This window comes from Mesorhizobium sp. B2-2-3 (assembly GCF_006442405.1).
Classification (GTDB): Bacteria; Pseudomonadota; Alphaproteobacteria; order Rhizobiales; family Rhizobiaceae; genus Mesorhizobium.
Genome location: NZ_VFWC01000009.1, coordinates 202,742 through 227,420 on the forward strand (window position 1 = coordinate 202,742; position 24,679 = coordinate 227,420).

General features: G+C 63.9%; 22 protein-coding genes. 7 read left to right on the top strand and 15 right to left on the bottom strand.

Going from position 1 to position 24,679, the window contains the following annotated elements; all coding sequences use genetic code 11:
- Positions 1-92 precede the first annotated feature (92 nt).
- From FJ951_RS18545 to FJ951_RS18555, 3 genes are all read right to left on the bottom strand, one after another.
- A complete protein-coding gene (locus FJ951_RS18545; protein ID WP_140495272.1) occupies positions 93-407 on the bottom strand; it encodes a hypothetical protein in 315 nt (104 codons plus the stop codon).
- A gap of 123 nt (positions 408-530) precedes the next feature.
- Positions 531-2,084: a trimethylamine methyltransferase family protein gene (locus FJ951_RS18550; RefSeq protein WP_140516561.1), complete on the bottom strand. Its 1,554-nt coding sequence runs from the start codon at positions 2,082-2,084 to the stop codon at positions 531-533.
- A gap of 12 nt (positions 2,085-2,096) precedes the next feature.
- Entirely contained in the window at positions 2,097-4,508 is a 2,412-nt protein-coding gene (locus FJ951_RS18555) for an FAD-dependent oxidoreductase (RefSeq protein ID WP_140516563.1), read from the bottom strand.
- A 309-nt stretch (positions 4,509-4,817) separates the two neighbouring features.
- Between FJ951_RS18555 and FJ951_RS18560 the strand changes: the two genes are divergently transcribed.
- On the top strand, positions 4,818-6,308 hold the full coding sequence (locus tag FJ951_RS18560; RefSeq protein ID WP_140516565.1) for an esterase-like activity of phytase family protein: 1,491 nt from the start codon (positions 4,818-4,820) through the stop codon (positions 6,306-6,308).
- A gap of 168 nt (positions 6,309-6,476) precedes the next feature.
- Entirely contained in the window at positions 6,477-7,949 is a 1,473-nt protein-coding gene (locus tag FJ951_RS18565) for an MATE family efflux transporter (RefSeq protein WP_140495264.1), read from the top strand.
- Between the two features lie 12 nt (positions 7,950-7,961).
- On the opposite strand, the gene FJ951_RS18570 is transcribed toward FJ951_RS18565, so the two are convergent.
- Together FJ951_RS18570 and FJ951_RS18575 are read right to left on the bottom strand one after the other, a co-directional pair.
- Positions 7,962-9,170 (bottom strand): MFS transporter, encoded by a 1,209-nt coding sequence (locus FJ951_RS18570; protein WP_140516567.1) that lies wholly within the window; start codon positions 9,168-9,170, stop codon positions 7,962-7,964.
- A gap of 196 nt (positions 9,171-9,366) precedes the next feature.
- Entirely contained in the window at positions 9,367-9,771 is a 405-nt protein-coding gene (locus tag FJ951_RS18575; RefSeq protein WP_140495260.1) for an SH3 domain-containing protein, read from the bottom strand.
- A 237-nt stretch (positions 9,772-10,008) separates the two neighbouring features.
- Here FJ951_RS18575 and FJ951_RS18580 point away from each other — a divergent pair, with 237 nt between their 5' ends.
- Complete coding sequence (locus tag FJ951_RS18580) at positions 10,009-10,584, top strand: TMEM175 family protein (RefSeq protein ID WP_140495258.1); 576 nt, start codon at positions 10,009-10,011, stop codon at positions 10,582-10,584.
- A gap of 4 nt (positions 10,585-10,588) precedes the next feature.
- Here the strand turns inward: FJ951_RS18580 and FJ951_RS18585 are convergent, their stop codons facing one another.
- Positions 10,589-10,870, bottom strand: coding sequence for a hypothetical protein (locus FJ951_RS18585; protein ID WP_140495255.1), 282 nt, complete (start codon positions 10,868-10,870; stop codon positions 10,589-10,591).
- Between the two features lie 158 nt (positions 10,871-11,028).
- Between FJ951_RS18585 and FJ951_RS18590 the strand changes: the two genes are divergently transcribed.
- On the top strand, positions 11,029-11,895 hold the full coding sequence (locus FJ951_RS18590) for an SDR family NAD(P)-dependent oxidoreductase (protein WP_140516569.1): 867 nt from the start codon (positions 11,029-11,031) through the stop codon (positions 11,893-11,895).
- A gap of 79 nt (positions 11,896-11,974) precedes the next feature.
- Here FJ951_RS18590 and FJ951_RS18595 read toward each other — a convergent pair whose 3' ends face one another.
- The 3 genes from FJ951_RS18595 to FJ951_RS18605 form a co-directional block, all read right to left on the bottom strand.
- Positions 11,975-12,415, bottom strand: coding sequence for a low affinity iron permease family protein (locus FJ951_RS18595; protein WP_181165307.1), 441 nt, complete (start codon positions 12,413-12,415; stop codon positions 11,975-11,977).
- Positions 12,416-12,747: 332 nt separating this feature from the next.
- Entirely contained in the window at positions 12,748-13,389 is a 642-nt protein-coding gene (locus FJ951_RS18600) for a DapH/DapD/GlmU-related protein (protein ID WP_140516571.1), read from the bottom strand.
- 79 nt (positions 13,390-13,468) lie between these two features.
- Positions 13,469-13,972: a CreA family protein gene (locus FJ951_RS18605; protein ID WP_181169921.1), complete on the bottom strand. Its 504-nt coding sequence runs from the start codon at positions 13,970-13,972 to the stop codon at positions 13,469-13,471.
- Positions 13,973-14,192: 220 nt separating this feature from the next.
- Here FJ951_RS18605 and FJ951_RS18610 point away from each other — a divergent pair, with 220 nt between their 5' ends.
- The 3 genes from FJ951_RS18610 to FJ951_RS18620 all read left to right on the top strand — a co-directional run bounded on the left by FJ951_RS18610 (position 14,193) and on the right by FJ951_RS18620 (position 17,585).
- On the top strand, positions 14,193-14,771 hold the full coding sequence (locus FJ951_RS18610; protein WP_140495247.1) for an SCO family protein: 579 nt from the start codon (positions 14,193-14,195) through the stop codon (positions 14,769-14,771).
- 10 nt (positions 14,772-14,781) lie between these two features.
- Positions 14,782-15,654 carry a 50S ribosomal protein L11 methyltransferase gene (locus FJ951_RS18615; RefSeq protein ID WP_140516575.1) on the top strand — a complete coding sequence of 291 codons (873 nt, stop codon included), beginning with the start codon at positions 14,782-14,784 and terminating at the stop codon, positions 15,652-15,654.
- An 86-nt stretch (positions 15,655-15,740) separates the two neighbouring features.
- Positions 15,741-17,585, top strand: coding sequence for an aminopeptidase P family protein (locus FJ951_RS18620; protein WP_140516577.1), 1,845 nt, complete (start codon positions 15,741-15,743; stop codon positions 17,583-17,585).
- A 46-nt stretch (positions 17,586-17,631) separates the two neighbouring features.
- Here the strand turns inward: FJ951_RS18620 and FJ951_RS18625 are convergent, their stop codons facing one another.
- The 6 genes from FJ951_RS18625 to FJ951_RS18650 form a co-directional block, all read right to left on the bottom strand.
- The gene (locus tag FJ951_RS18625) at positions 17,632-17,928 is read right to left on the bottom strand and encodes an AzlD family protein (protein WP_140516579.1); all 297 of its coding nucleotides are present in this window, start codon (positions 17,926-17,928) and stop codon (positions 17,632-17,634) included.
- Positions 17,925-18,653 carry an AzlC family ABC transporter permease gene (locus tag FJ951_RS18630; protein WP_140516581.1) on the bottom strand — a complete coding sequence of 243 codons (729 nt, stop codon included), beginning with the start codon at positions 18,651-18,653 and terminating at the stop codon, positions 17,925-17,927. Before FJ951_RS18630 ends, FJ951_RS18625 begins: the two co-directional genes overlap by 4 nt.
- A gap of 104 nt (positions 18,654-18,757) precedes the next feature.
- Entirely contained in the window at positions 18,758-19,450 is a 693-nt protein-coding gene (locus tag FJ951_RS18635) for a TIGR02453 family protein (protein WP_140516712.1), read from the bottom strand.
- Positions 19,450-21,654 (bottom strand): NAD-dependent DNA ligase LigA, encoded by a 2,205-nt coding sequence (ligA, locus tag FJ951_RS18640; protein WP_140516583.1) that lies wholly within the window; start codon positions 21,652-21,654, stop codon positions 19,450-19,452. The genes FJ951_RS18635 and ligA overlap by 1 nt, the downstream gene beginning before the upstream one ends.
- A 210-nt stretch (positions 21,655-21,864) precedes the next feature.
- A complete protein-coding gene (gene recN, locus FJ951_RS18645) occupies positions 21,865-23,538 on the bottom strand; it encodes a DNA repair protein RecN (RefSeq protein WP_140516585.1) in 1,674 nt (557 codons plus the stop codon).
- A gap of 13 nt (positions 23,539-23,551) precedes the next feature.
- Complete coding sequence (locus FJ951_RS18650) at positions 23,552-24,421, bottom strand: outer membrane protein assembly factor BamD (protein ID WP_140495233.1); 870 nt, start codon at positions 24,419-24,421, stop codon at positions 23,552-23,554.
- Between the last annotated feature and the right edge of the window lie 258 nt (positions 24,422-24,679).

The following is a 24,679-nucleotide window of genomic DNA, read 5'->3' on the forward strand; positions in this document are numbered from 1 at the left end:
CGATTTCACAGCCAAAATTGATTGGAATGAATTCCAATGGCGTGGACGTCCGAAGTGAACGGAACTTTCGGTAGTCACCCGGGCCGGACCGCTCAGTCCACCTTCTTCTCTCCCGCCTCGCCAGCCTTGACGATATCTCCCGTCGTAAACAGGATTTCCTTCAGTTCCGCGCGCCAGTCCTGCTTCTGACGCAGCAGGAATTCGAGATCCATGCCGAAATGCTTGAACTCCTCGCCTTGCGCGTTCTTCATGATGGCGCGGGCCTGCGGGTCCTTCTCCACCGACATGCGCTGTTCGTACCAGGAGATCGCTTCCGCTTCCTCGATCAGCGAGGTGATCATGCGGGCGAAGGTTCGCACCTCCTGCGACAATTCTTCGGGCGGTTCGTGATACTGGTCGAAACCCATGTGGTCGTCCTCCCTCAATGGCTCGCAATGCGAGCAGGCACCGGCCGTCCCATGAATGCATGAGAGGTGCAGCGGGTTCCGGATCGCACCCACAATTCAGGACGATGAGAGGAATAAGCTATCTCACGATACCGGCGCCGCCCCGCCCTGTTCGGTGCGGCGCGCGATGAAATCATCGAGCACAGCTGATGTGGCAATAGCCGTCGCCGGCGGCTCGAAATCGGCGAGGATGCGCTTCCAGATACCGGTGGCGCGTTCGGTTGCGGTCTTGGAACCGGCCTGCGTCCAGTTGCCGAAATTCGACCAGTCGGCCACCAGCGGCTCGTAGAAGGCGGTGCGGTAGCGCGCCATGGTGTGACCTGCCGAGAAGAAATGGCCGCCGGGCTGCACTTCGGCGATCGCCTCGAAGCCGATGGCATCGTCGTCGCCGGGCGTGGCGGCGCACAGTTCAGCCACCGTCTGCAACGCCTCGATGTCGGTGACCAGCTTTTCGAAGGAAACGCTCAGCCCCCCCTCCAGCCAGCCGGCGGCATGGATGCACACGGTGGCGCCTGCCAGCACCGAGCCCCACAGCGCAAACTGCGTCTCATGCGCCGCCTGCGCATCGGAGATGTTGGCCGCGCTGCCGCCGCCCGAACGCCACGGCAGGCCGGTGAAGCGCGCCAGTTGGCCGGCTCCGAGCGTCGCCTTGATATGCTCCGGCGTGCCGAAGGCCGGCGCGCCCGATTTCATGTCGACATTGGAGGAGAAGGAGCCGTAGACGACAGGAGCGCCCGGCCGCACGATCTGCGCCAGCGTCAACCCGGCCAGCGCCTCGGCATGCTGCAGCGTCAGCGCGCCGGCCACCGTGATCGGGGCCATCGCACCCGCCAGGCAGAAGGGCGTGATGATCAGGACCTGGCCCGCCCTGGCGAAGTCGATGATGCCTTGCGCCATCGGGATGTCGAGCTGGCGCGGCGAATTGGTGTTGATGACGGTGTAGCAATGGGCGCCCGAGCGGAACTCGTCCTCGGACAGCCCGCGCGCCAACCTGATCATGTCGAAACTATCGTCGACCTGCGGGGTGCCGCGCGCGAAGATGAAAGGAAGCTTGTCCGACAGGGTCAGTTGCGCCCGGTTGACGGCGTAGTGGCGAAAACGGTTGTCGATGTCCTGCGGCTCGACGCAAGGTCCCAGCATGTGCAGCACGTCGAAATGCTGCACCAGCTTGATGAACTCCTCGAAGGCCGCCAGTGTGCCTGGTCGGCGGCCGCGTTCGAGGTCAGTGACGTTCGGCGCGCCGCACCCTGCCAGGAAGGTCATCGACCCGAGTTCCAGCGTCAGATCGCGGGAGCGGTCACCGGCATGGGTCTGGATCGATTTTGGCGCCGAGGCCAGTGCAGCCGCCACCATGTCGCGGCCGATCCGCACCATGTCGGTTTCGGGGTCGATCAGGGCGCCGGCGCGAGCGAGCAGGTCGCGCGCCTGCGGCAGCAGAACCTTGATGCCCAGCTCTTCCAGCACGCGCAGCGCCGTGTCGTGGATCGAGGCGACGTGGTCGTCCGAAAAGATTGGCTGCGGCAGGAATGGGTTCTTCAGAGAGCGGTAATTGGGCCGGCGGCTGCTCTCGCTGCCGGCGTCGCCGATGCGTCCTCGCCGGCGCTCGCGCCTGCCTTCGCGTGCCGCGTCATCGATCATCCGGAAACCTCCTCATTGCCGCATCGCCTTGCCCAAGGGATCGTAGGGCGAAGCCGGAATGACACGCGCCGGCCGCTCAGTGCCGACAATGTGCACGCAAAGCGCCGTTCCTTCCTCGGCAAAATCGCCATCCACCAACGCTAGCGCGACGCTCTTGCCGATCGTGTAGCCAAAGCCGCCGGAGGTGACGAAGCCGACGCGCCGAGCGCCGTGCCAGACCGGCTCGAAGCCGCTGGCGTCCGCGTCGATGGCATCGACTTCCAGCGTCACGATCCGTCGTGCAACACCGGCCTTGCGTTCCTTCAGCGCCGCCTCGCGGCCAATGAAATCGCCCTTGTCGAAAGCAATGAAGCGGTCGAGCCCTGTCTGGCCGGGCGTGTAGCCTTGCGTGAATTCACGCGACCAGATGCCGAAGCTCTTTTCCAGCCGAAGCGCGTTGAGTGCGTAATAGCCAATCTCGGCGAGGCCGAGATCCTCGCCGGCGGCAAGCAGCGTTTCGCGCAATGTGGCATGCATGGTGGCCGGGCAGTTGATCTCGAAGCCGAGTTCGCCGGCGATGGAGAGGCGAGCCATCCTTGCCCGCACCATGCCAATGTCGAATTCGCCGCATGCCATGAATGGCAATGCTTTGGGGGAGATGTCCTGGTGCGTCGTGCGCTCGACGATCTTTCTGGCATTGGGGCCGGTGACCAGAAAGCCCGACATCGCATCTGAAATATCGGTGACGCAAACGCCTTCAGCCATATGCGCTTCGAACCAGCGCATGTGGAATTCGCGCAGATAGTAGGAGCCCATCAGCCAGTAGTCGCCATTGCCCCAGTTGAAGACGGTGAGATCGCCCTTCAGCCGCCCGTCCGGCCCGAGCATCGGCGCCAGCCTCGCCTGTCCCGCCTTCGGCAGCCTGCAGGCCAGCAGCCTGTCGAGCCAGGCCTCCGCGCCCGGTCCCGTGATCGCGTAGCGCGCATAGGCCGAGATATCGATGAGGCCGGCGGCGCGCCGGACTTGCAGCGCCTCGTCACCGACGATGTCGAAGGCGTTGGAACGCCTGAGCGTCGTCTCCTCGCGGAATCCCATCGGCGCGAAATAGGCGGGGATTTCCAGCCCCCAGGAGGCCGTCCATTCGCAGCCCGCCGCACTCATGCCGTCATAGGCGCCGGGGCGTTTCAGCGGCCGGCCCGCAGGCAGCCGTTCGTTGGGAAAGGTCATGACGAAACGACGAGAATAAAACTGTCGCGTCGTCTGCCTGAGATATTCCCGGTTTGCGGCGAAGGCGCCGTAGCGGGCGATGTCCATGCCGAAAATGTCGGCCTGCGGCTCGCCGTAAATCATCCACTCGGCCAGCGACTTGCCGACGCCGCCGCCCTGGCTGAAGCCGGCCATGACGCCGCAGGCGACCCAGTAATTCTTCAGGCCGCGGACCGGCCCGACGATCGGATTGCCGTCCGGGGTGAAGGTGAAGGCGCCGTTGACCCATTTGCGGATGCCTGCCGTCGCCAGGCAAGGGAAGCGCTCATGCGCCTTGGCAAGTTCCGGGCCGATGCGGTCGATGTCTTCGGGGATGAGCTCGATGCCGTAATCCCACGGCGCGCCGTCCATGTTCCAGTGCTTCGGGTTCTGCTCGTAGACGCCGAGCAGCACGCCCTTGCGCTCCTGCCGCAGATAGGAAAAGCCGTCGAGATCGACGGCCAGGCCGATCTCCTTGTCGAGGGCAGCGACTTCCGGAATGTCCTCGGTGACGAAATAATGGTGCTCCATCGGCGTCACCGGCAGTTCAACCCCAGCCATGCGGCCGAGTTGCTTGGCCCACAACCCGCCGGCATTCACGACATGCTCGGCGGTGATGGTGCGTTGCTCTGTGACCACGTCCCAATGGCCGTCGGCGCGCGCCTTCAGCTCGACCACGCGGTTGCGCAGGATCACGTCGGCGCCGCGCTTCTTGGCGGCACCGACATACGCATGCGTCGTGCCGTAAGGGTCGAGATGGCCCTCGTTGGAATCGTAGAGGCCGCCAAGCACGCCGGTGACGTCGACGATCGGGCAGATCGCCTTGATCTCGTCAGGCGTCACCAGCCGGGCGGTCTCGATGCCGACCGACTGGAATACCGCCCAGGCCGATTTCAGCCACTCCCAGCGCGCCGGATCGCTGGCGATGTTGACGCCGCCGGTCATGTGCAGGCCGACGTCCTGGCCGGATTCGGCCTCGATCTCGCGGTAAAGGTTGATGGTGTAATCCTGCAGCGCGGCGACATTGGGGTCGGCATTGAGCGCGTGGAACCCCGCCGCCGCATGCCAAGTCGACCCCGCCGTCAGTTCGGCGCGCTCGATCAGCGCCACATCCGACCAGCCGAACCGCGCCAGGTGATAGAGCACCGAAGCGCCCACCACTCCTCCCCCGATGACGACTGCGCGGTAGTGAGACTTCAAGGCTTCCCTCCCCGGACTGTCCGAAACCGGCACCATATACGTACTGTACATAAGTGTCTAGTACTGCGAACAGCTCCTGGACGCTGTCGAACCTGTGTTGGAACGATCGATTTTCCGGCGCGGCCGCACTTCCCCAGCAGCGTCGCGGCGGGCCGACGCGAATGCGTCACCAACTGTCATGCAAGCATCATGTTCGCGCCTTAGACCGCTTGCCGAGAGCACAAGCGGCCCTCCAGGGCGGCAGCCTCGCCGCCGCCAGGCAACCTCAGAATTCCGCCGTCCCGGCGCTTTGTCATCAAGGGGATATCCATGACGCATCTACGCTCATTCTCGTTGCGGCTGCTGGTCGCCGCGCTGGCGGCCTCGGCCGTTTCGCTGCCCGCCTTCGCCGACAGCTCGGCCAGCGTCGGCGGCGCCAGTTTCGTCAACAAGGGGCTGGTGGGGGTTGGCCGCATCCCGGCCGGCCAGCGCGACAGGTTCGGCGAGACCTTCGGCTCCGGCTCCGGCATGTCGATCGACACCGCGGGCTGGACGCATGATGCCGGCACCTACAGAGGCTCGCTGTGGCTGCTGCCCGACCGCGGTTATAACGTCGTCGGTACCACCGACTACCGGCCGCGCCTCAACACGATCAACATCGAGTTCGCCCCGGTGGCGCCAGGTGCCGCGCCCGCGGCCGGCCAGGAGCAGACCGGCGTCAAGGCGACGCTCGCCGACACCATGCTCCTGACCGACGACAAGGGCGCCGACGCCAGCGGTCTCGACCCGCTGAACGGCGTGCGTCCCGCCGCCGGCGACATGCCTGTCCTGCCGCAGGCCGACAATGGCAAGCTCGCGCTCGACAACGAGGCGATCGTGCGGCTGCCCGACGGCACCATGCTCGTCTCCGACGAATACGGTCCCGACATCTACCGCTTCTCCGCCGACGGCCGTCTGATGTCGGCGACCCAGCCTCCGGCCGCGCTCGTGCCGATGCGCCACGGCACGGCCAATTTTGCTTCCGACAATCCGGGCCCAGGTGCTGCCGAACCCGACCCAAAGGATCCCGAAACCGGCCGCCAGAACAATCAGGGCCTCGAAGGCATGGCAATGACGCCGGACGGCAAGTTCGTAATCGCGGTCTTGCAGTCGGCGACCCGGCAGGACGGCGGCGATTCGGCCTCGACGCGCCAGAACACCAGGGCGCTGATCTATGACGCCTCCGATCTTGCCCATCTCAAGCTGGCACATGAATATGTCGTGCCGCTGCCGGTGTTCAAGGACGCCAAGGGCAAGACCAAGGTGGCTGCGCAAAGCGAGATCGTGGCGCTGTCGGATACCGCTTTCCTGATGCTGGCGCGCGACAGCGGCAACGGCCAGGGCCTGAAGGGCGAGGAGTCGCTGTATCGCAAGATCGACATTGTCGACCTTTCCGGCGCGACCGACATCGCCGGCGGTCCCTTCGATGCCGCCGACAAGCCGGTGGCGCCCAAGGGCGTGCTCGATCCGTCGGTGACGCCGGCAAGGCTGACGCCGTTCATCGACATCAACGACAAGGCCGAGCTTGCCCGCTTCGGCCTGCACAATGGCGCGCCCAATGACAAGGACAACCTCTCGGAGAAGTGGGAAGCGATGTCGCTGGCAAGCGTGCTCGATCCGAAGCTGCCCGACGACTATTTCCTGTTCGTCGCCAACGACAACGATTTCCTCGCCCAGGACGGTTTCCAGGTCGGCGCGCCCTACAAGGCCGAGGACGGCGCCGATGTCGACACCATGTTCCTTGTCTTTCAGGTCACGCTTCCCGGCCTCGCCAGGAAGTAAGCATCTTGCAGGAGGCGCCGCCTGGCGCCTCCTGCCCGACAAGCTTGATCGGATGCACGACGGCGTGCCTTGCCCGCCGTCGCTCCTTTCGCAAGGGTGCATCCCGGTCGGGCCTGCGGTATCCTGCGTGCCGGACTCAAAAGAACCAGCTTTGCCGGATTGCCCGCCATGGATGAAAAGATGCCCGCGCGCCGGCGCACCGGTGACCTGACCAGCGGCCCCATTCCGCGCACGCTCCTGCTGTTCGCCCTGCCGGTGCTCGGCTCCAACGTGCTGCAATCGCTCAACGGCTCTGTAAACGCCGTCTGGGTCGGCCGCTTCCTCGGCGAATCCGCGCTCACCGCCACCTCCAATGCCAATCTGGTGCTGTTCCTCATCCTCGGCACCGTGTTCGGCATTGGCATGGCGGCCACCATACTGGTGGCGCAATCGGTCGGCGCCCGCGACCTGCCCGAGGCGCGCCGCATCGTCGGCACCAGCGCCACCTTCTTCTTCTTCGTCTCGGTGCTGTTCGCCGTCTGCGGCTGGATTTGGGTGGACGCCATTCTGGGCGCGCTCGGCACACCGCCCGACGCCTTGCCGCTGGCGCGCTCCTATTTGCGCATCATCTTCGTCGCCGTGCCGATGATGAACCTTCTGTCCTTTGTCATGACGGTGCTGCGCGGCGCCGGCGATTCGCGCACGCCGTTCTTTTTTATGGCGCTCGCCGTCGTGCTCGACATCATCTTGAACCCACTGCTCATCCGCGGCATCGGGCCGTTTCCAGAGCTCGGCATCGCCGGCTCGGCGACCTCGACGCTTGTGGGCCAGACGGTGAGCGTCATTGCCATCCTGATCGTGCTCTATGTCCGTAAGCATCCGCTGCGTCTGGCCGGCGCCAATCTGGCGCTGCTGCGGCCGGACCCCGCCTTGCTGCGCGTCGTCGTCTTCAAGGGCGTTCCGATGGGTTTGCAGATGATCGTGATTTCGGCCGCGGCCCTGACGGTGATGGGCATCGTCAATTCCTACGGTTCGCAGGTGGCCGCCGCCTACGGCATCGCCGCGCAGTTATGGACCTACATCCAGATGCCCGCGCTCGCCATCGGCGCGGCCGTGTCCTCGATGGCGGCGCAGAACGTCGGCGCCGGCCGCTGGGACCGCATCAGCCGCATCGCAGCGTCAGGCGTCGGCTTCAACCTGGTGCTGACCGGTGCTCTCGTGGCACTTCTATGGGTCTTCGACCGCTCGATCCTCAGTCTGTTCCTGAGCCGCGACAGCGCGGCGATAGACATCGCCGCTCACATCAACAACGTCGCGTCCTGGTCGTTCATCCTGTTCGGCGTCACCATCGTGCTGTTCGCCACCGTGCGCGCCACGGGCGCCGTGATGCCGCCGCTGGTCATCCTGGTGATCTCGGTGCTGGTCGTGCGCACCGGCTTTGCCTATTTCATGCGGGATGTGATCGGCGAGGAAGCGCTGTGGTGGAGTTTCCCGGCCGGCTCGATCACCTCCCTGCTGCTGGCCGCGGCCTACTACCGTCTCGGCGGCTGGCGCACCCTGCACATGATCGAGAACCGGCCGGCCGCCGGCGAGCCGCCCGACACCGGGCTCGGCGTGCCGCGCCAGCGCGCGCATTTTTCCCCAGAGACGCCGAACGGCTGAAGCTGGCCGCTCTCAAGGCCTGTTTTTCAACCCAAAGCCCAGCGCGACCAGCGCAAACACGATGATCATGCCGGCGAACGCCAGGCTGGCCGCGATGGGGCTGGCATAGGTCGAGATGATGCCAATACCGATGACGGGCAAGGCATTGCCGATAAAGCAGCAGATGAAGAAGCTGGATACCACTTCGGCGCGGCGATCCTCCGGTGCGATCTCGTTCACCACCTCCAGGCTGCCACGATAGCCGAGTGCGGCCGTCACGCCGCAGCAGGCGGTGGCGGCGATCATCAGCGCCATCGACGCCAGCATCTGCGCCGCCACCACCATGAGGATGCTGGGAATCATCAACGCCAGCGCGGTCAGCATGGCCTTGCCGCTCTGCATTTGCTTCAGCGCAACTATGCTGAGCGCGGTGATGATCGCCAATTCGAAGAACAGCGCACCGGCGACAGCATGGTTCGTCTCATGCAGTTGCTGCGCCAGGATGCTTGGCGCCACCGCCGCATAGAAGCCGACCAGCGCCATGGCGCCGAAACCGGTCACCGCCGGCGCGACGAAGCGCGCGCGGATTTCATCCGGCACGGCAAAGTGCGGCCGCATGGAAATCTGCCCGAGGCCGCCAGGCTCCGCCACCGTTTCGCGTGTACGCCAGACCAGGATGGAGACGATCACAAGCGCCGCCAGATAAACGATGAAGACCAGGCGCAAGGGCCACGGTTCATACTGCGCCAACAGTCCCGAGACGAGTGCGCCGAAACCGAGGCCCAGGAAATTGGTGCTGGTGGCAATGACGCTGGCGCGCGCCTTGTCAGCGCCGGGGAGAAGCTCGGCGATCCATGCCGTTCCGGTCCCCGCGCCGACACCGATGCCAAGCCCGCTCAGGACGCGCGCCACATCGAGCAGAACGACATTGTTGGCGAACAGAAAGACAAGCGCGCTGGCGACGGCGACGATCATGGCCGCGAGAGCGGCAGGCCGGCGCCCAACGACATCCGACGCGCCGCCCAACATCAGCAGGGCGCCGAGATTGCCGACGACATAGACCGCGTAGACCAGCGTCAGCGTGATCTGTGAAAAGCCGAATTGCTGCTTGTAGATGATGTACAGCGGCGTCAGCACCGTGCTGCCGGCAAACAGAACGGCGATCATTGTGGCAACCACCGGAATTGCGAGAGCCTCGCCGCCTGCTTCGTTGCGCGTATGCGCCAAGTCACGAATGGCCATGGCCAAACCTCTTCATCGGTTCAGGGATCGCGACCTTAACGCGCCCTTACTCCCGACGTTCCGGCCGGCCGGCGGGCTCCTGACAGCATGACGGACGTTGTCTGGACCGGGAAACCCGTTGGCTGAACAGGCTCGTGTCGGAGCCGATGGTTCCGATCCGTCACGACATCCTGTCGTGTGACCCCGCTGCAATCCGTTATTTGCAGGAGAAACCTGGTGCGATCTTGCACTTCCCGGGACGCGGTTTGTGCGGTGGGCGATGGTGCGGAGGACGGTGCGGCCGATGCTGCCAGTGCGGCGGACCATGCGGCGGGCGCACGATGATCACCGGCGGGCGAACGACATGGGCCCGCGAGAGATAGCCGGAACTGGCCCAGCCGCTGAAGCCGCCGCCATGGATTCTGCACCAACCCGGTTGGCAGCCGGTGACGTTCACCCTGTAGCCGGCTGGCAGCGTCCCCACCTTGGCATATCCCGACCCGGGCCCGGAGCGCACGTTGAGGTTGGTGGTGGTGTGGGCGCTGTAGGCGAACGCGGCGGCCGACGTGCCGAGGATGGCGGCCAGAATGGTCGCGAGGCAGAGCAGAAATCGAAATCTCATCCGTCACTCCATTCGATCGCTCGGCCGTATGTGGTTCAGCCGAGCCTGTCTTCGATGGAGGATTGTGGCAAGAAAAGTCAACAATTTGCCACAGCAAACCATTGCCGCGAGCCGGCCTGGCGGGAGAGTTTCCCCTGATATAGTTGAGAAATTTCCCGGATGGCGTTTATCGGCCTGACAACATCAGCTAACGATTTAGCATCTTCAACGATCGACACCGGACATAGGGCGCAAATCATGGGCAAAGGCAGGGTCGAGGCATTCACCGACGGCGTCGTGGCCATCATCATTACCATCATGGTGCTTGAACTGAAGGTGCCGCACGGCGAGGATCTCTCGGCCTTGCTGCCGCTATGGCCGATCTTTTTCAGCTACGTGCTGTCCTTCATCAACGTCGGCCTTTACTGGAACAATTTGCACAATATGTTCCACACCGTGCAGCGGGTCGACGGCCGCGTGTTGTGGGCGAACCTCAATCTCCTGTTCTGGCTGTCGCTGATGCCGGTGACGACGGCCTTCATGGGCGAAAACCATTTCGCGCCGGTGCCGGTCGCCGTCTACGGCGCCGATCTTGCGCTGTGCGCCATCGCCTACTTCATTCTCGTCGTGACGCTTCACCGATTGCACGGCAACGATACGGCCTTTGCCAGGGCGATCGGCAACGACCGCAAGGGCAAGATCTCGCTTGTCGCCTATCTCTGCGCCATCCCGCTGACCTTCATCAGCCAGTGGATCGGCGTCGCGATCTATGTACTGGTTGCCCTGGTCTGGCTTGTGCCGGACCGGCGTTTCGCACGCGTGATCGAAAAATAGGGATCTATTCGCGCATCGCTTTCAGCTTCTCGGCCACCGACGCGGCAAGATCGGCGTAGCGCTCTTCCAGCCGTTCCGCCGCCTTGATGACCGCAAAGTCATGGCCGAACTTTTCCAGCGCCATGCGCAGCTTCTCGACGAAATCCGCCTGTTTTTCCAAGGCGGAAAACAGCGTCTTCACCTGTGCTTCGTTGATCTCGGGGTTTGCCAGCATCTGCGGCACTTCGCGGCTCATCTGATCGCCAATGGTGGTCTGCTGCTTCAGGATTTCGATCCAGTCCGTCAATCGGGAAATCTCCTTTTTGCGAGGCACCATGCGCAGTCTCGGCTGGACCGGTCAACCCGGCCCAGCAGGCTGCTGAAGCGCAGCCAGGCGCGTGGAGGCTTGCGCCAGCCCGCTCCGGCGCTAAGTTCGGCGCCATCGCAAGAAGGAATCCGCCGCCCATGCTGACCGACGCAGAACTCCAGACCGCTTTGCCCGCGCTTGGTTCGGGCAATGCCGCCGTCATTACCGGTGCTGCCAGCGGCATTGGTCTTGCGGCCGCGAAGCGGCTGGCTCTCATGGGCATGAAGATCGTGCTCGCCGATATCGCCGGCCCGCGTCTTGAGGATGCGGCCCGTGTTGTTTCCGCGATCGCCGGCGACGATGCCGTGCTGGCCGTCGCCGCCGACGTTTCGAAGGCACAAGACGTGGATCGTCTCGCCGAAAGAGCCTTTGGCGCCTTCGGCAATGTGTCGCTGCTGATGAACAATGCTGGTGTCGGCAACAACCCGGGCAAGCCGTGGGAGAACCGCGACGCTTGGAAGCAGCTGCTGGACATCAATTTCTGGGGTGTCGTGCATGGCGTCGAAGCCTTCGTGCCCCGCATGCTGGGAGCCCGCCAGCCGGGTCTGATCGTCAACACCGGCTCCAAGCAAGGCATCACCACGCCGCCTGGAAACCTTGCCTACAACGTCTCCAAGGCCGGCGTGAAGACCTTTACCGAGGGACTGGCGCATGCCCTGCGCAACGAACCGGGTGCCCATCTGTCGGCGCATCTGCTGATCCCGGGCTTCACCTATACCGGCCTGACCGAGGGTGCGACCGAGAAGCCGGCCGGCGCCTGGACCGGCGAACAGGTCATTGATTTCATGCTGGAATCCCTGACAAAGCGCGACTTCTACATCCTGTGCCCTGACAACGAGGTGACGCGTCCGCTGGATGAGAAACGCATGGCCTGGGCGATCGGCGACATCATCGAAAACCGCCCTGCTCTGTCGCGCTGGCACCCCGACCACAAGGATGCCTTCGCGGCATTCATGAAGCAATGAGCATGTCCGAAAAATGAGAGCCGGTGTTCGGATCGGGTCGCATTCGAGCAACGACGGAACCCTTGGGGGTTAACCGGTTTCAGCCGGTGCTTCGAGCCACCTGCTTTTTCGGTTTGCTCTTTGACGCCACGGCTTTCTTGGCAGCTACGGCCGCGATTTTCTCGTCATGCCGCTTCGCTGCCCGCTCGCATTTGGCACGGATCTCCTGGACCTCGGCTTCGGTCAGATGCTCGATACCGATGAAGGTGTTCTTGGCTTCGCTGACCCGGATCAACTCGTCCAGTTTGGCCTGGATTGCCGCGCCGTCTCGATTCTGGGTGTTTTGGATGAGAAACACCATCAGGAAGGTGATGATCGTCGTCCCGGTGTTGATCACCAGTTGCCAAGTGTCCGAGAAGGCGAAGAGTGGGCCGCTTACTGCCCAGATGATGACGATCAGGCAGCAGAGTGCGAATGTCGGCGACAGCCCCGCAAGGTGGGCTACCCGGTTGGCGATTTTGGTGAAGAGCTTCTCGATCATGGGGTCCCTCAAACAGCGCCGCGCCGTGCGGTACGCCGGAAGGAACAACCGGCGGCCATATCGGGTTCCCATCGGAAAGAAATACAACCGCCGCAATCGAATGCACGCATCAAGGGAATCGGAAGGACAACACACTTTATCGGTTTGGTGTCACAGTAACGGTGCAGGCAAAACAGCCTGTTCCTTCCGCTTCACAGCGGTTTACCTCCAGCCCCTTCCGTTGCGCCACCCCCGCATGGCGGAAGGGGTTCAGTCCGGAGCGCTCGCACAGTGGTTCCCTGAAGCGCGCCTTTGGCGCAAATGCGCGTGCTCTTCAGCCGCGCCGGCGTCACTCACGCGGCGTGATTTTCCCAGCGGTCCAGGAAGGTCTCGATGGTCATGGCCTGCATGTCGGGAACGGCGCTGGCGAGCTTTTCGACCGGCCAGTCCCACCAGGCGAGAGCCTCGATTCGCGCCGCGACATCGGCTGCGAAGCGCGGCCGAAGCGGCTTGGCCGGCACCCCGGCGACGATCGTATAGGGCGGCACGTCATGCGTGACGACGGCATTGGCGCCGACGACGGCGCCATTGCCGATGGTGAGGCCGGGCATGATCACGGCCCCGTGGCCGATCCACACGTCATGGCCGATGCTCACCGCCTTCGCCTGGCGCCGTTCGCGGAAGACGGCATCGACGCCCAGCCAGCGGAAATATTCGTTAGGCCGGTAGCTGACCTTGTGCTGGGTCAGTCGCTCGATCGGATGATCCAGCGCATTGATGCGGCTGTTGGCGGCAATCGAGCAGAATTTGCCGATGTTCGTGTAGATCGCCTCGGCGTGCCGCTCGAAATAGGAAAAATCGCCGACGCTCACTTCGCGCAGCACCACCCGCTCGCCGATCGAGGCGTAGCGACCGAGCTTGCATGCTTTCAGCTCCGCCGTCGGATGGATACGCGGCTCAGGATCTTTCAGCACGAGATTTTCGGAACGGTCCATGCGGGCGGCTTTACGTCAGAGCAATAGCTCCCGCAAGCCGGGAGCAATTGTCGGTCAGGTCAATTGCACGAAAGAACATCTATTTCGGCTTGCCCTTGGTCCACACCACGTTCTGGCCGTAGAGTGGCACGGTGGTGACCGACATTTTGGCCGAGCCGTTCTGCACCTGGCGCGAATGCGAGAGGTAGATCAGCGTCTCGTTGGCCTTGTCGTAGATGCGGTTCACCACCTGCTTCTTCCAGATCAGGCTGATGCCTTGCTTGAACACCTCCTCGCCGCCTTCGCTCATGTCGATGTCGCCGATGGTGATCGGACCGGTCTGGCGGCACGAAATCGAGGAATCGGAAGGATCCTCGAACCAGTTGCCCTTGTGCAGGCGGTCGATGATGCCGCGGTCGAAATAGGACACGTGGCAGGTGACGCCGTCCACCTTCGGATCCTTGATCGCTTCGACGATGATGTCGTTGCCGAGCCAGTCGACGCCGACCTTGCCGACTTCATCGGCGACTGCAGCACCGGCGCCAAGGACAAGGCACGCGGTCAGAGCGCCGCCGATCAGATTTCGCCCAATCAGTCGTTGCAAGATAGCCTCCGAGGTTCAAGTTTGCCGGTCTCAGGTGGGGCGAAGGACATTGCATTGCAAGCCGCCGGTCCCGATGAAAACGCCGGGATAGGTCACGGCCGGTTGCGTCAACGCGGCACCTTTGCGTGTACCCGGTCGAACCGCTAAGACTGTTCGCCGAACCAAGGGCTGCCTGGCCATGGCCGGCATGCCGATGAAATTACAAGACGGAATCCTACTGATGATGCGCTCAATACTGGTCGGCATTCTCGTCCTGATGGCGGCCGGCATAGGCTGGCTGACCTTCGACTGGTATCGCGGCCACTATGGCGGCGAGCCTTTCGGTGCCGCCTTTACGCTGGTCGACCAGAAAGGCGCGCCGATCACCGAAGCCGCCTTCCGGGGCCACCCCAGCGTGGTCTTCTTCGGCTTCACCCACTGCCCAGAGGTCTGCCCGACCACGCTGTTCGAACTGTCCGGCTGGCTGAAGACGCTTGGTGACGATGGCAAGAACCTGCATGCCTACTTCGTCTCGGTCGATCCGGAGCGCGACACCCCCGCGGTCATGAACGCCTATGTCAGCAATTTCTCTGACCGCATCACCGGCATATCGGGCGACCCGGACAAGGTCCACGCCATGGCGAAGTCCTTCGGCATCTACTGGAAGAAAGTCGACACCGGCGACGGCGACTACACGATGGACCATACCGCCTCGGTGCTGCTGCTCAACGGCAAGGGCGATTTCGCCGGCACGATCGCCTATGGCGAAAGCGCCGACACCGCGGTGGAAAAGCTCAAACGCCTCGCGGCCAAGGGCTGATGCGAAATCCATGACCCAGACGCGGCTCCATTTCACCGCCGGCAAGATCGAATCCACCAGAATTTTCGCCGCCCTCGATGCCGCCTTTGAGGACGAAGGCTTGCCGATAGCCGTGCTGGAGGTCGATGAGGACGCGGACATTCATGAAGTCTCTCTCTATGCCGACGGCGATGTGGATGCGGTCGAGGCGCGGGTGAAGGACATTCTGGCAGGGCTAGCCCTGTCCAGGCCGGTCGAGCGCGAGACCTTGCCCGATATCGACTGGGTGGCGCGCTCGCTGGAAGGGCTGAAACCGGTGCGTGCCGGCCGTTTCTTCGTGCATGGCGCGCATGATCGCCGCAAACGCCACAGTGGCGAGCTTGCCATCGAGATCGAAGCGGGGCTGGCCTTCGGCACCGGCCACCACGGCACCACCGCCGGATGCCTGGAAATGCTGGAAAAGGTGACGCGGCGCGAGCGGCCGCGCAACGCGCTCGATCTCGGCACCGGCAGCGCGGTGCTGGCCATCGCTGTGGCCAAGCTCTTCCATATTCCCGTGCTGGCGACCGACATCGATCCGGTGGCGGTAAGCGTTGCCGCCGCCAATGCGCGGCTCAACCACGTCAAGGCGCTGGTGGAAACAGAGACCGCACCCGGATTCCACCATCCGATCTTTGCCAGGCGTGCGCCTTTCGACCTGATCATCGCCAACATATTGGCGCGGCCGCTGATGCGGCTTGCTCCGGAAATGGCGCGACACATCAGCCTCGGCGGCTCGCTGGTGCTGTCAGGCATCCTCGACCGGCAGCGCGATGCGGTGATCTCCGCCTATGTCGGCCAGAGCTTTCGCCATGTCAGAACGCTGCACCGCGAAGGCTGGGTGACGATCCATCTCAAACGGTGACGTAGCCCCGTCTGGCCCTGCTGAAATCGATTCCGGTTTCCAGCTCCATGCGCTACGGTCGGGCACTATCCGAGGGAGACGTCACCATGTTCCAGACCTTTGATTCCGCTGGCAATCCGGCCGTCGGCAGACCGCGCGTGGCGCTGCTGCGCCAATGGCTGGCGGAAAACGGCCTGGATGGATTTGTCGTTCCCCGCGCCGACGAGCATCAGGGCGAATATGTCGCCGACCGCTCGGCGCGGCTAAAATGGCTGACCGGCTTCAGCGGCTCCGCCGGCGTTGCCATCATCCTGCGCGACCGCGCCTTCATCTTCGTCGACGGACGCTACACGCTGCAGGTGCGCGGCGAGGTTGATCTCAGTATCTTCTCGATCGAGAGCCTGGTCGACAATCCGCCTGCAAATTGGCTCAAGGACAACCTTGGCAAGGGCGCGCGGGTCGGCTTCGATCCATGGCTGCACACGATCGGCGAGGTCAAGGCGCTGCAGGCCTCGGCCGAAAAGACCGGCGCCGTGCTGGTGCCGCTCGAGACGAACCCGATCGACATCGTCTGGAAGGATCAGCCGGATGCACCGGTCGCTCCCGTCGAACTCCATCCCATCGGTTTTGCCGGCGAGCTCGCCAAGGACAAGCTGGCGCGGCTGGCGGCGGCGATCGGCAAGGAGGGCGCCACCCATGCGGTGCTGACGGATCCCTCCTCGATCGCCTGGGCCTTCAACATCCGTGGCGGCGACGTACCGCACACGCCGCTGGCGCTCGGCTTCGCTGTCCTCGCCGCCGACGGACGGCACCGGCTATTCATGGACAGCCGAAAATTCTCGCGCCAGGTTGCGGCGTATCTCACCCAGCTTGCCGAGCCCCATGAGCCCGGTGAATTCGAGGCCGCGGTCGTGGCGCTGGCCAAGAGCGGCGCGAAAATCGCGCTAGACCCCGTTTTGGCCGCCGACAGGCTGCGCATGCTGGTCGAGGACAATGGCGGCGAGGTGATTGCCGCTCCCGACCCGGCCCGCATCCCGCGCGCCACCAAGAACCAGGCCGAGATCAACGGCTCGCGCGCCGCGCATCGGCGCGATGGCGCGGCGGTGGCGAAGCTTTTGTGCTGGCTCGACCGCCAGAAGCCCGGCTCTCTCGACGAGATCGCGGTCGTCACCCGGCTGGAAGAGACGCGCCGGCAGACCGGCGAGGAAACGCAAATGCCGCTGCGCGACGTCTCCTTCGACACCATTTCGGGCGCCGGCCCGAATGGCGCCATCATGCACTACCGCGTCTCACGCGCCACCAGCCGCAAGCTCCAGGCCGGCGAGCTGTTCCTGCTCGATTCCGGCGCCCAATATCAGGACGGCACCACCGACATCACCCGCACCGTGCCGATCGGCCAGCCGACCGAGGAAATGCGCGAACGCTTCACGCTCGTGCTGAAAGGCATGATCGGCATTTCCACGCTGCGTTTCCCCGCCGGCACGCGCGGCTCGGAAATCGACGCCGTCGCCCGCATGGCGCTGTGGAAGCACGGCTGCGACTTCGCCCACGGCACCGGCCATGGCGTCGGCTCTTATCTGGCCGTGCACGAAGGCCCGCAACGCATCGCCCGCACGGGCACCGAAAAGCTGCTCGAAGGCATGATGCTGTCCAACGAGCCGGGCTATTACAAGGAAGGTTCTTACGGCATCCGCATCGAGAACCTCATCCTGGTGACGCCGGCCGAGCAGATCGACGGCGGCGACATCGCCATGCACGGTTTCGAGACGCTGACCCTGGCGCCGATCGATGTCAGGCTGGTGCGCTCGGATTTGTTGACCCGCGACGAGCTGCATTGGCTCGACACCTACCACGCCCGCGTGCTGGTCGAGATCGGCCCGATGCTCGACGGCGAGACGCTGGCCTGGCTGGAAAAGGCAACGGCGCCCTTACCGCATGACGCTAAGATTTGAGTGCGTCTAAGGTGGCGCCAGCGTTCGAACGATCGCGCCCGGAACTCTATCCCACGAACTGCCGCGCGAGGATCAGCATCGCCGCACCAGCCAAAAACATAGCCATCAGCCCGCCGCGCAGCGAAACCACAGCGGTGACAACCAATGCCGCCCATTCCGCCGGTCCGGCATTCAACAGTTCCGGCGCCACCAATGTCGTCAGCACCGCCGCCGGCACCGCGTTCAGGCCGGCCTCGACGCGCGGATGGATGTTGTCGAAGCGCGAGATGACCAGATGCCCGCCGATCCGCGTAAGATATGTGGCGATTGAGCCGGCGATGATGATCCAGAACGTCGTGCTCATGGCCGTGCCTTCACGCCTGAGTGGTGGGGCGGCAGGATGACGGCCAGCAGCACGCCAGCGATGGCGCCGATCGAGACGTGCCAGGGTGAACCTACCGTCTTGTAGGCGACGATCGAGGCGCAAGCACTGGCGACGACCACCGGCAGCCACAACGGCCGCTTGCGGAAGCCCATCACCAGGCCAAGGAAATAGATCGGCAGCAGGAAATCGATGCCCAGCGCATGCGTGTCGGGGATAAGCTTGCCGAACACCGCGCCGAGCGCGCTTTCGATCACCCAGAATACATAGACTGGCAGGCCGAGCCCGAGATACCAGGCGAAGCCGACCGTCTCGCCGGACTGCGCCCTCGCCTCGGCGACGGCGAATTGCGGATCGGTGAGGATGAAGAAGCCGAGCGCTTGGCTGACCACGGGCCAGTGCGCTATGCGCCGGCCGATACCGGCGGAATAGAGCACATGGCGAAAATTGACGGCGAAGATCGACAGCACGATCAGCCACGGCGCGACATGCTGGCCGAACAGCTCGATGCCGACCATCTGGCTGGCGCCGCCGAAGATCAGCGCACTCATCAGGAAGGCTTCGAACACCGAGAAGCCATTGTCGACGGCCAGCGCCCCGAACAGCACCGCGAACGGCGCCGACGCCACAACGACGGGCATGGAAAGCCGCACGCCTTGCCAGAAATCGCTCTTTGCGCCGTGCCCGGAGATTGCGTCCGACACCATGGATAACTCCCAGGAGAATGGCCTGATCTAGGTAGCGTGGTCCGCCTTGTCACACGAATTCGGTTGAGCCCAACAATCAGCGGAAATGATTGCCAGGACCAATCCTAGCCCTGCGCCACCTTGCCCTCTATGGCCCTGCCCCAGTCGAGCAGCGGCTTGGCGCACATGGTGAAATCGACCAGCTCGTCGACCAGCGCCGCCGTGTGGATCCCCGCCGGATCGATGACATGCTGGACGTAGAAATGACGGTTGCGGATGGTCTCGGCCAGATCGGAATCACCGACATGCTCGAAGCCCCGCGGCGTGCGCTTCATGCGGCCCTCCGTCTCGAACTCAAGACCATTCTTCTTCAAGGCGGCCACCAGGGCGCGGAACCTGTCGGGCCTTGCCGCGATGGCCTTGCGCATGGCGAGCAACAGTTCCGGGGCGGGCTGCCACCAGGCAATGTCGGCGAAGCAGCGTTCCAGCCCGACATGGACATAGAACACGCCCTGCTCCATCTTGGTGCCGTCGGGCGACAGGATCGCCGACAGATGCCGGTTGTAAGGCCGCTTGTCCTTGGCGAAGCGCACGTCCCGGTTGATCCGGAACAGTGATTTCTTGCGGTCGCCCTTGAGGCCGAGCCCGGCCTCGCCGAAACGGCGTGTGAGCGTCTCCACCAGATCGCCCAGCGGATCGCGCAATTCCTGTTCGAACAGGTCACGATTCTCTACGAACCACTCGCGGCTCTGGTGGAAATCAAGCGCCTTCAGGAACGGAATAGCCTTCTGGCCGAACCCCTTGAATTCGCCTGACATCATGCCTTGCCGATCCGCTGCAGCCACGCGTCCTCGTCTATGACCTCGATGCCGAGTTCACTGGCAAGCTTGAGTTTCGAGCCCGCGCCGGGCCCCGCCACCACCAGATCGGTCTTGGCCGAAACCGAGCCCGCCACCTTGGCGCCCAGCCGTTCGGCCATCGCCTTGGCTTCGGAACGCGTCATCTTTTCCAGCGAGCCCGTGAACACGACGGTCTTGCCCGCGACCACGCTGTCGGCCGAGACGGTGACGACATACGGCTTCGGCCTGACCTGTTTAAGCAACGCCTCAAGCACGTCGTCATTGCGCTCATTGCCGAAGAAATCGGCCAGCGCGTTGATCACCGTATCGCCGATGCCGTTGATTGACGGGAAGACACTATGCGGATCGTCAGCCGCCGCGGTCTCCTTGCCGACGCGGATCAGTTCCTCGATTGTCGAAAACGTCCGGGCAAGCACGGCCGCCGTCGTTTCGCCGATATGGCGGATCCCAAGCGCAAAGATGAAGCGGTCGAGCTCGGGTTCGCGGCGCGAATCGATCGCCGCAAAGAGCTTGTCCAACCCTTCATAGTTGCGGTCCTCGACGCTGCGCACATTCTTGCGCGTCTTGCCCGACGCCGCCTCGCGCTGCCTCGCCTGCTCCTCGCGCCGCTCGGCCAGCGCCTTGGTGACGGCGGGACGCCGATCCCTGAGCGTGAAGATGTCGGCGGCCGTCTTGACCAGGCCCGCATTGAAGAACAGGTCGATGTTTTCCGCGCCTAGTCCCTCGATATCCATGGCCCCGCGCGACACGAAGTGGCGCAGCCCTTCCACGGCTTGCGCGGGGCAGATCAGTTCGCCCGTGCAACGCCTGCGGGAATCCTCCTTGCCGGTCTTCTCGTTGATTTCGCGCGTCGCCGGCGAGCCGCAGATCGGGCAAGTATGTGGGAATTCGTAAGGCACGGCATCCGGCGGACGCTTGTCGACGACGACACTGACGATCTGCGGGATGACATCCCCTGCCCGCTGGATCACCACGGTGTCGCCGATGCGCACGTCGATGCCGTCGCGGATCGGCTGGCCGTTGCTGTCGAAACCCTTGATATAGTCTTCGTTGTGCAGCGTGACGTTCTCGACCACGACGCCCCCGACTGTCACTGGCGCAAGCCTCGCCACCGGCGCCAGCGTGCCGGTGCGCCCGACCTGGATGTCGATCTTCTGCACGGTCGTCATCGCTTGTTCGGCCGGAAATTTGTGCGCGATGGCCCAGCGCGGTTCGCCGGTGACAAAGCCCCACCGGCGCTGCAACTCCAGCTGGTCGACCTTGTAGACGACGCCGTCGATGTCGTAGCCCAAGGAAGAACGCTGTTCCTCGATGCGGTGATAATGCGCGATCAGTTCGCCGACCGACCTCGCCCGCACCATCAGCGGGCTGACTTTGAAGCCCCATTCCGCGAATTTCTGCACCGAATCGTATTGTGTCGGAGCGGGGTCGGCTGTCGTGTAGCCCCAGGCATAGGCAAAGAATTTGAGGTTCCGGCTGGCGGTGACCGATGAATCCTTCTGGCGCAGCGACCCAGCCGCCGTATTGCGCGGATTGACATAGTCCTGGCCGCCGGCGGCCGCTGAGCGCTGCTTCAGCGCCTCGAATTCGGCATAGGTCATGTAGACCTCGCCGCGTATCTCGATGATTTCGGGCCAGCCCGAGCCTTTCAGCCTGCCGGGAATATCGGCGATGGTCCTCAGATTGGCGGTGATGTCTTCGCCGACAGCGCCATCGCCGCGCGTTGCGCCCTGCACGAACACGCCGTTCTCGTAACGTAGCGAGGCCGACAGGCCGTCGATCTTCGGTTCGGCCGTGAAGGCGATGTCGAGATCCTTGTCGCGGTCGAAGAAGCGCCGGCCGCGTTCGATGAAATCGGCGACGTCCTCGTCGGTATAGGCCTTGGCGAGGCTGAGCATGGGCATGGCATGGCGCACCTTGGCAAAGCCTTCCGCCGGCGCGGCACCGACCCTGCGCGATGGCGAATCCTCGCGCACCAGGGCGGGAAAGCGCTGCTCGATGGCGAAGTTGCGCCGGGTCAGCGCATCATAGGCGGCGTCGGTGATAACAGGCGCGTCCTCGGTATGGTAGCGGCGGTCGTGCTCCGCGATCTCCTGCGCCAGGCGCTTCAGCTCCGCTTCGGCTTCGCTCTCACTGAGTGAATCGACTGGTCTTTCAGACATCGCACGGCTTCCCTGACCAATGCACGCCGCCCAAATATGGTGCGATTTTGGGGCAACGACATGCGCAAAACAATAACCAAGGCGCGGCGCACTTTGGTTGGGCGCCACTATAAATCAGGATTTGGCAGGAGGGAGCCGGCCTGCGAAAAAATCATTCCTGAACAGCAGGATGCAGCCATATCCTGACTCGCCTTCACGGGAACCGAGCTTTCAGGCAGCCGCCGTATTCTCCCGCAGCAATCTCTCGGCGGCCGCGCGCGCTTCGTCGGTGATGGTGGCGCCGGCCAGCATGCGCGCGATCTCTTCCTGGCGCGCCGCCCGGTCCATTTCGGCGATGCCGGTCGCGACCTTGTCGGTGCTGCCGGATTTGGAGATCAGGAAGTGCGTCGCCGCGCGGGCCGCCACCTGCGGCGCATGGGTGACCGAGAGCACCTGCACGCGCCTGGACAATCTTGCCAGCCGCTGGCCGATGGCATCCGCGACGGCGCCGCCCACCCCTGTGTCGATTTCATCGAAGACCAGCGTTGGCGCCGAGCCCCGGTCGGCCAGCGCCACCTTCAGCGCCAGCAGGAAGCGCGAAAGCTCGCCGCCGGAAGCAACCTTCATCATCGGCCCGGGCCGGGTGCCGGGATTGGTGCGCACCCAGAACTCGATCTGGTCGATGCCCTCTTCCATGCGGCTCTCGGCCTCGCTCTTCATCTCGACGATGAAGGCGGCGCGTTCGAGCTTCAGCGCCGGCAGTTCGGCCATCACCGCCTTGGTCAGCCCGACCGCCGCGGCATGGCGAAGCGAGGACAACTGCGCGGCGGCGATATCATAGGCTTCGCGCGCTGCGGCCGCCTGCTTTTCCAGCCCATGAAGGCGCTCCTCGCCGGCATCGAGATCGGCAAGATCGGCAACCATCGTGTCGCGCAATTGCGCCAAATCATCGACGGCAACGCTGTGCTTGCGCGATGCCGCGCGCAGCGAAAACAACCGCTCTTCCGCCTTTTCCAGCCGCTGTGGATCATATTCGGTGGCGCGCAAAGCCGCCTCGACACCCGACTGCGCCGCGTCGAGCGACAGCATCGCCTCATCCAGCGACTTGACCACTTCGTCGAGCAGCCCGGGGGCCTCGCCGGCCTTGCGCTGCAACCGCCTGAGCAGGCTGGCCAGTTGCGGCAAGGGCGAGGATGGACCCGAAAGCACGTCCTGCGCGTCGTGGATTTCGGAGGCGATCTTCTCGGCCCGCATCATGTGGGCGCGCAAGTCGGCAAGCTCAGTCTCCTCACCCGGCTGCGGATCGAGCTTGGTCAGCTCCGTGACCGCTGCGCGCAGGTAGTCCGCTTCGCGCGCCGCCGCCGCCACCTTGGCACGATGGCGCGAGAGCTCCTGCTCGCAGGCGCGCCAGTGCCGCCAGGCCTCGGCCGTCGACCGGACGGCGCCGAGATGGCCGCCGAAGGCGTCGAGCACGTCGCGATGCGCGCCGGGATCGACAAGGGCGCGTTCGTCATGCTGGCCGTGGATCTCGACCAGCGCGCGGCCGACGTCGCGCATCAGCGTCACGCTGGACGGCTGATCGTTGACGAAGACGCGGGTGCGGCCGTCCACAGTCTGCAAGCGGCGCAGGATGATGTCGCCGTCGTCCTCGATGGCATTCTCGGCAAGCAACGCGCGCACCGGATGGTTGCGCGGCACGTCGAACACGGCAATCACCTGGCCCTGTGCCGCGCCGTGGCGCACCAGGGAAGCGTCACCGCGAGCCCCAAGCGCCAAGGACAGAGCGTCGAGCAGGATGGATTTTCCGGCGCCGGTCTCGCCCGTCAGCACCGAGAGACCGGGCTGGAAGTCGATATCCAGCTTCTCGATCAGGACGATATCGCGGATCGACAGCCTGGAAAGCATCGTTACGCCTGCATCAGGCGCCGGTGATCAGTTTCCCGGCCTTGGATATCCACGAGCCGGCATTCTCGCGCGGCGCAAGCCCGTTGCTCTGCAGGAGCTTGTAGGAATCCTTGTACCATGGGCTGTCGGGATAATTGGTGCCGAGAACGGCGGCAGCGGTCTGCGCCTCCGAAGTCAGGCCCATCGCATAATAGCTCTCGGTCAGGCGCGCCAGCGCCTCCTCGACATGCCGGGTGTTGGAATAATTCTCGACCACATTGCGAAAGCGCTTGACCGCGGCGATGTATTCGCGGCGTTCGAGATAATAGCGGCCGATCTGCATCTCCTTGCCGGCGAGTTGGTCGTTGGCGAAGCGGATCTTTTCCTTGGCGTCATCGACATATTCTGAATTAGGCCAGCGCGTCACGAGATCCTGCATGGTCTGCACGGTCTGGCGCGCTTCCTTCTGATCCTGCGTCACGTCCTTGATCTGGCGGTAGTAGCTAAGGCCGATGATGTACTGCGCATAAGCCGCGTCATCCGTTGACGGATACAGCGTCAGATAACGCTTGGCCGACGAGATCGCTTCGTCGTAGCTGCCCTTGCGATAGTCGGCGAACGCGCCCATCACCATCGATTTGCGGGCCCACTCCGAATAAGGATGCTGGCGGTCGACCGCGTCGAACTTCTTGCTCGCCTCGTCGAGGCGTCCGGCATTCAGATTGGCGAGCCCTTGGTTGTAGAGAACGTCGGCCGGCTCGGTCTGATCGACATAGGTCGACAGGTCGATATCTTTTTCCGACGACATGCAAGCAGACAGGAAGAGCGATGGAACAACCACCGAAAGCGCCAGGAAAACGGACCGCTGCGGCGCTTTCAATTGACCGACTCGCTTGAAGAACATGATTGGATTGCGCCCTTTCGGCGTTATTTCAGTGCCTGTTGCATATCGTTTCCCCAAAACTGGTGCCCACTTCCAGGCGACATGCACTGTCGACGGCAGCAGCCATAAACCATAACCGCCTTGCCCGGCAACGCTATGTCTAGGCAATCGAACATTTTTGTGGCGGCCGGGCCGCGCCGGAGCATCCCTGCGATTTCGCCGGCAAATGATGCATTCATGCAACACTAGTGAGCTGCGATGGCATCCGGAAAGTGGCGG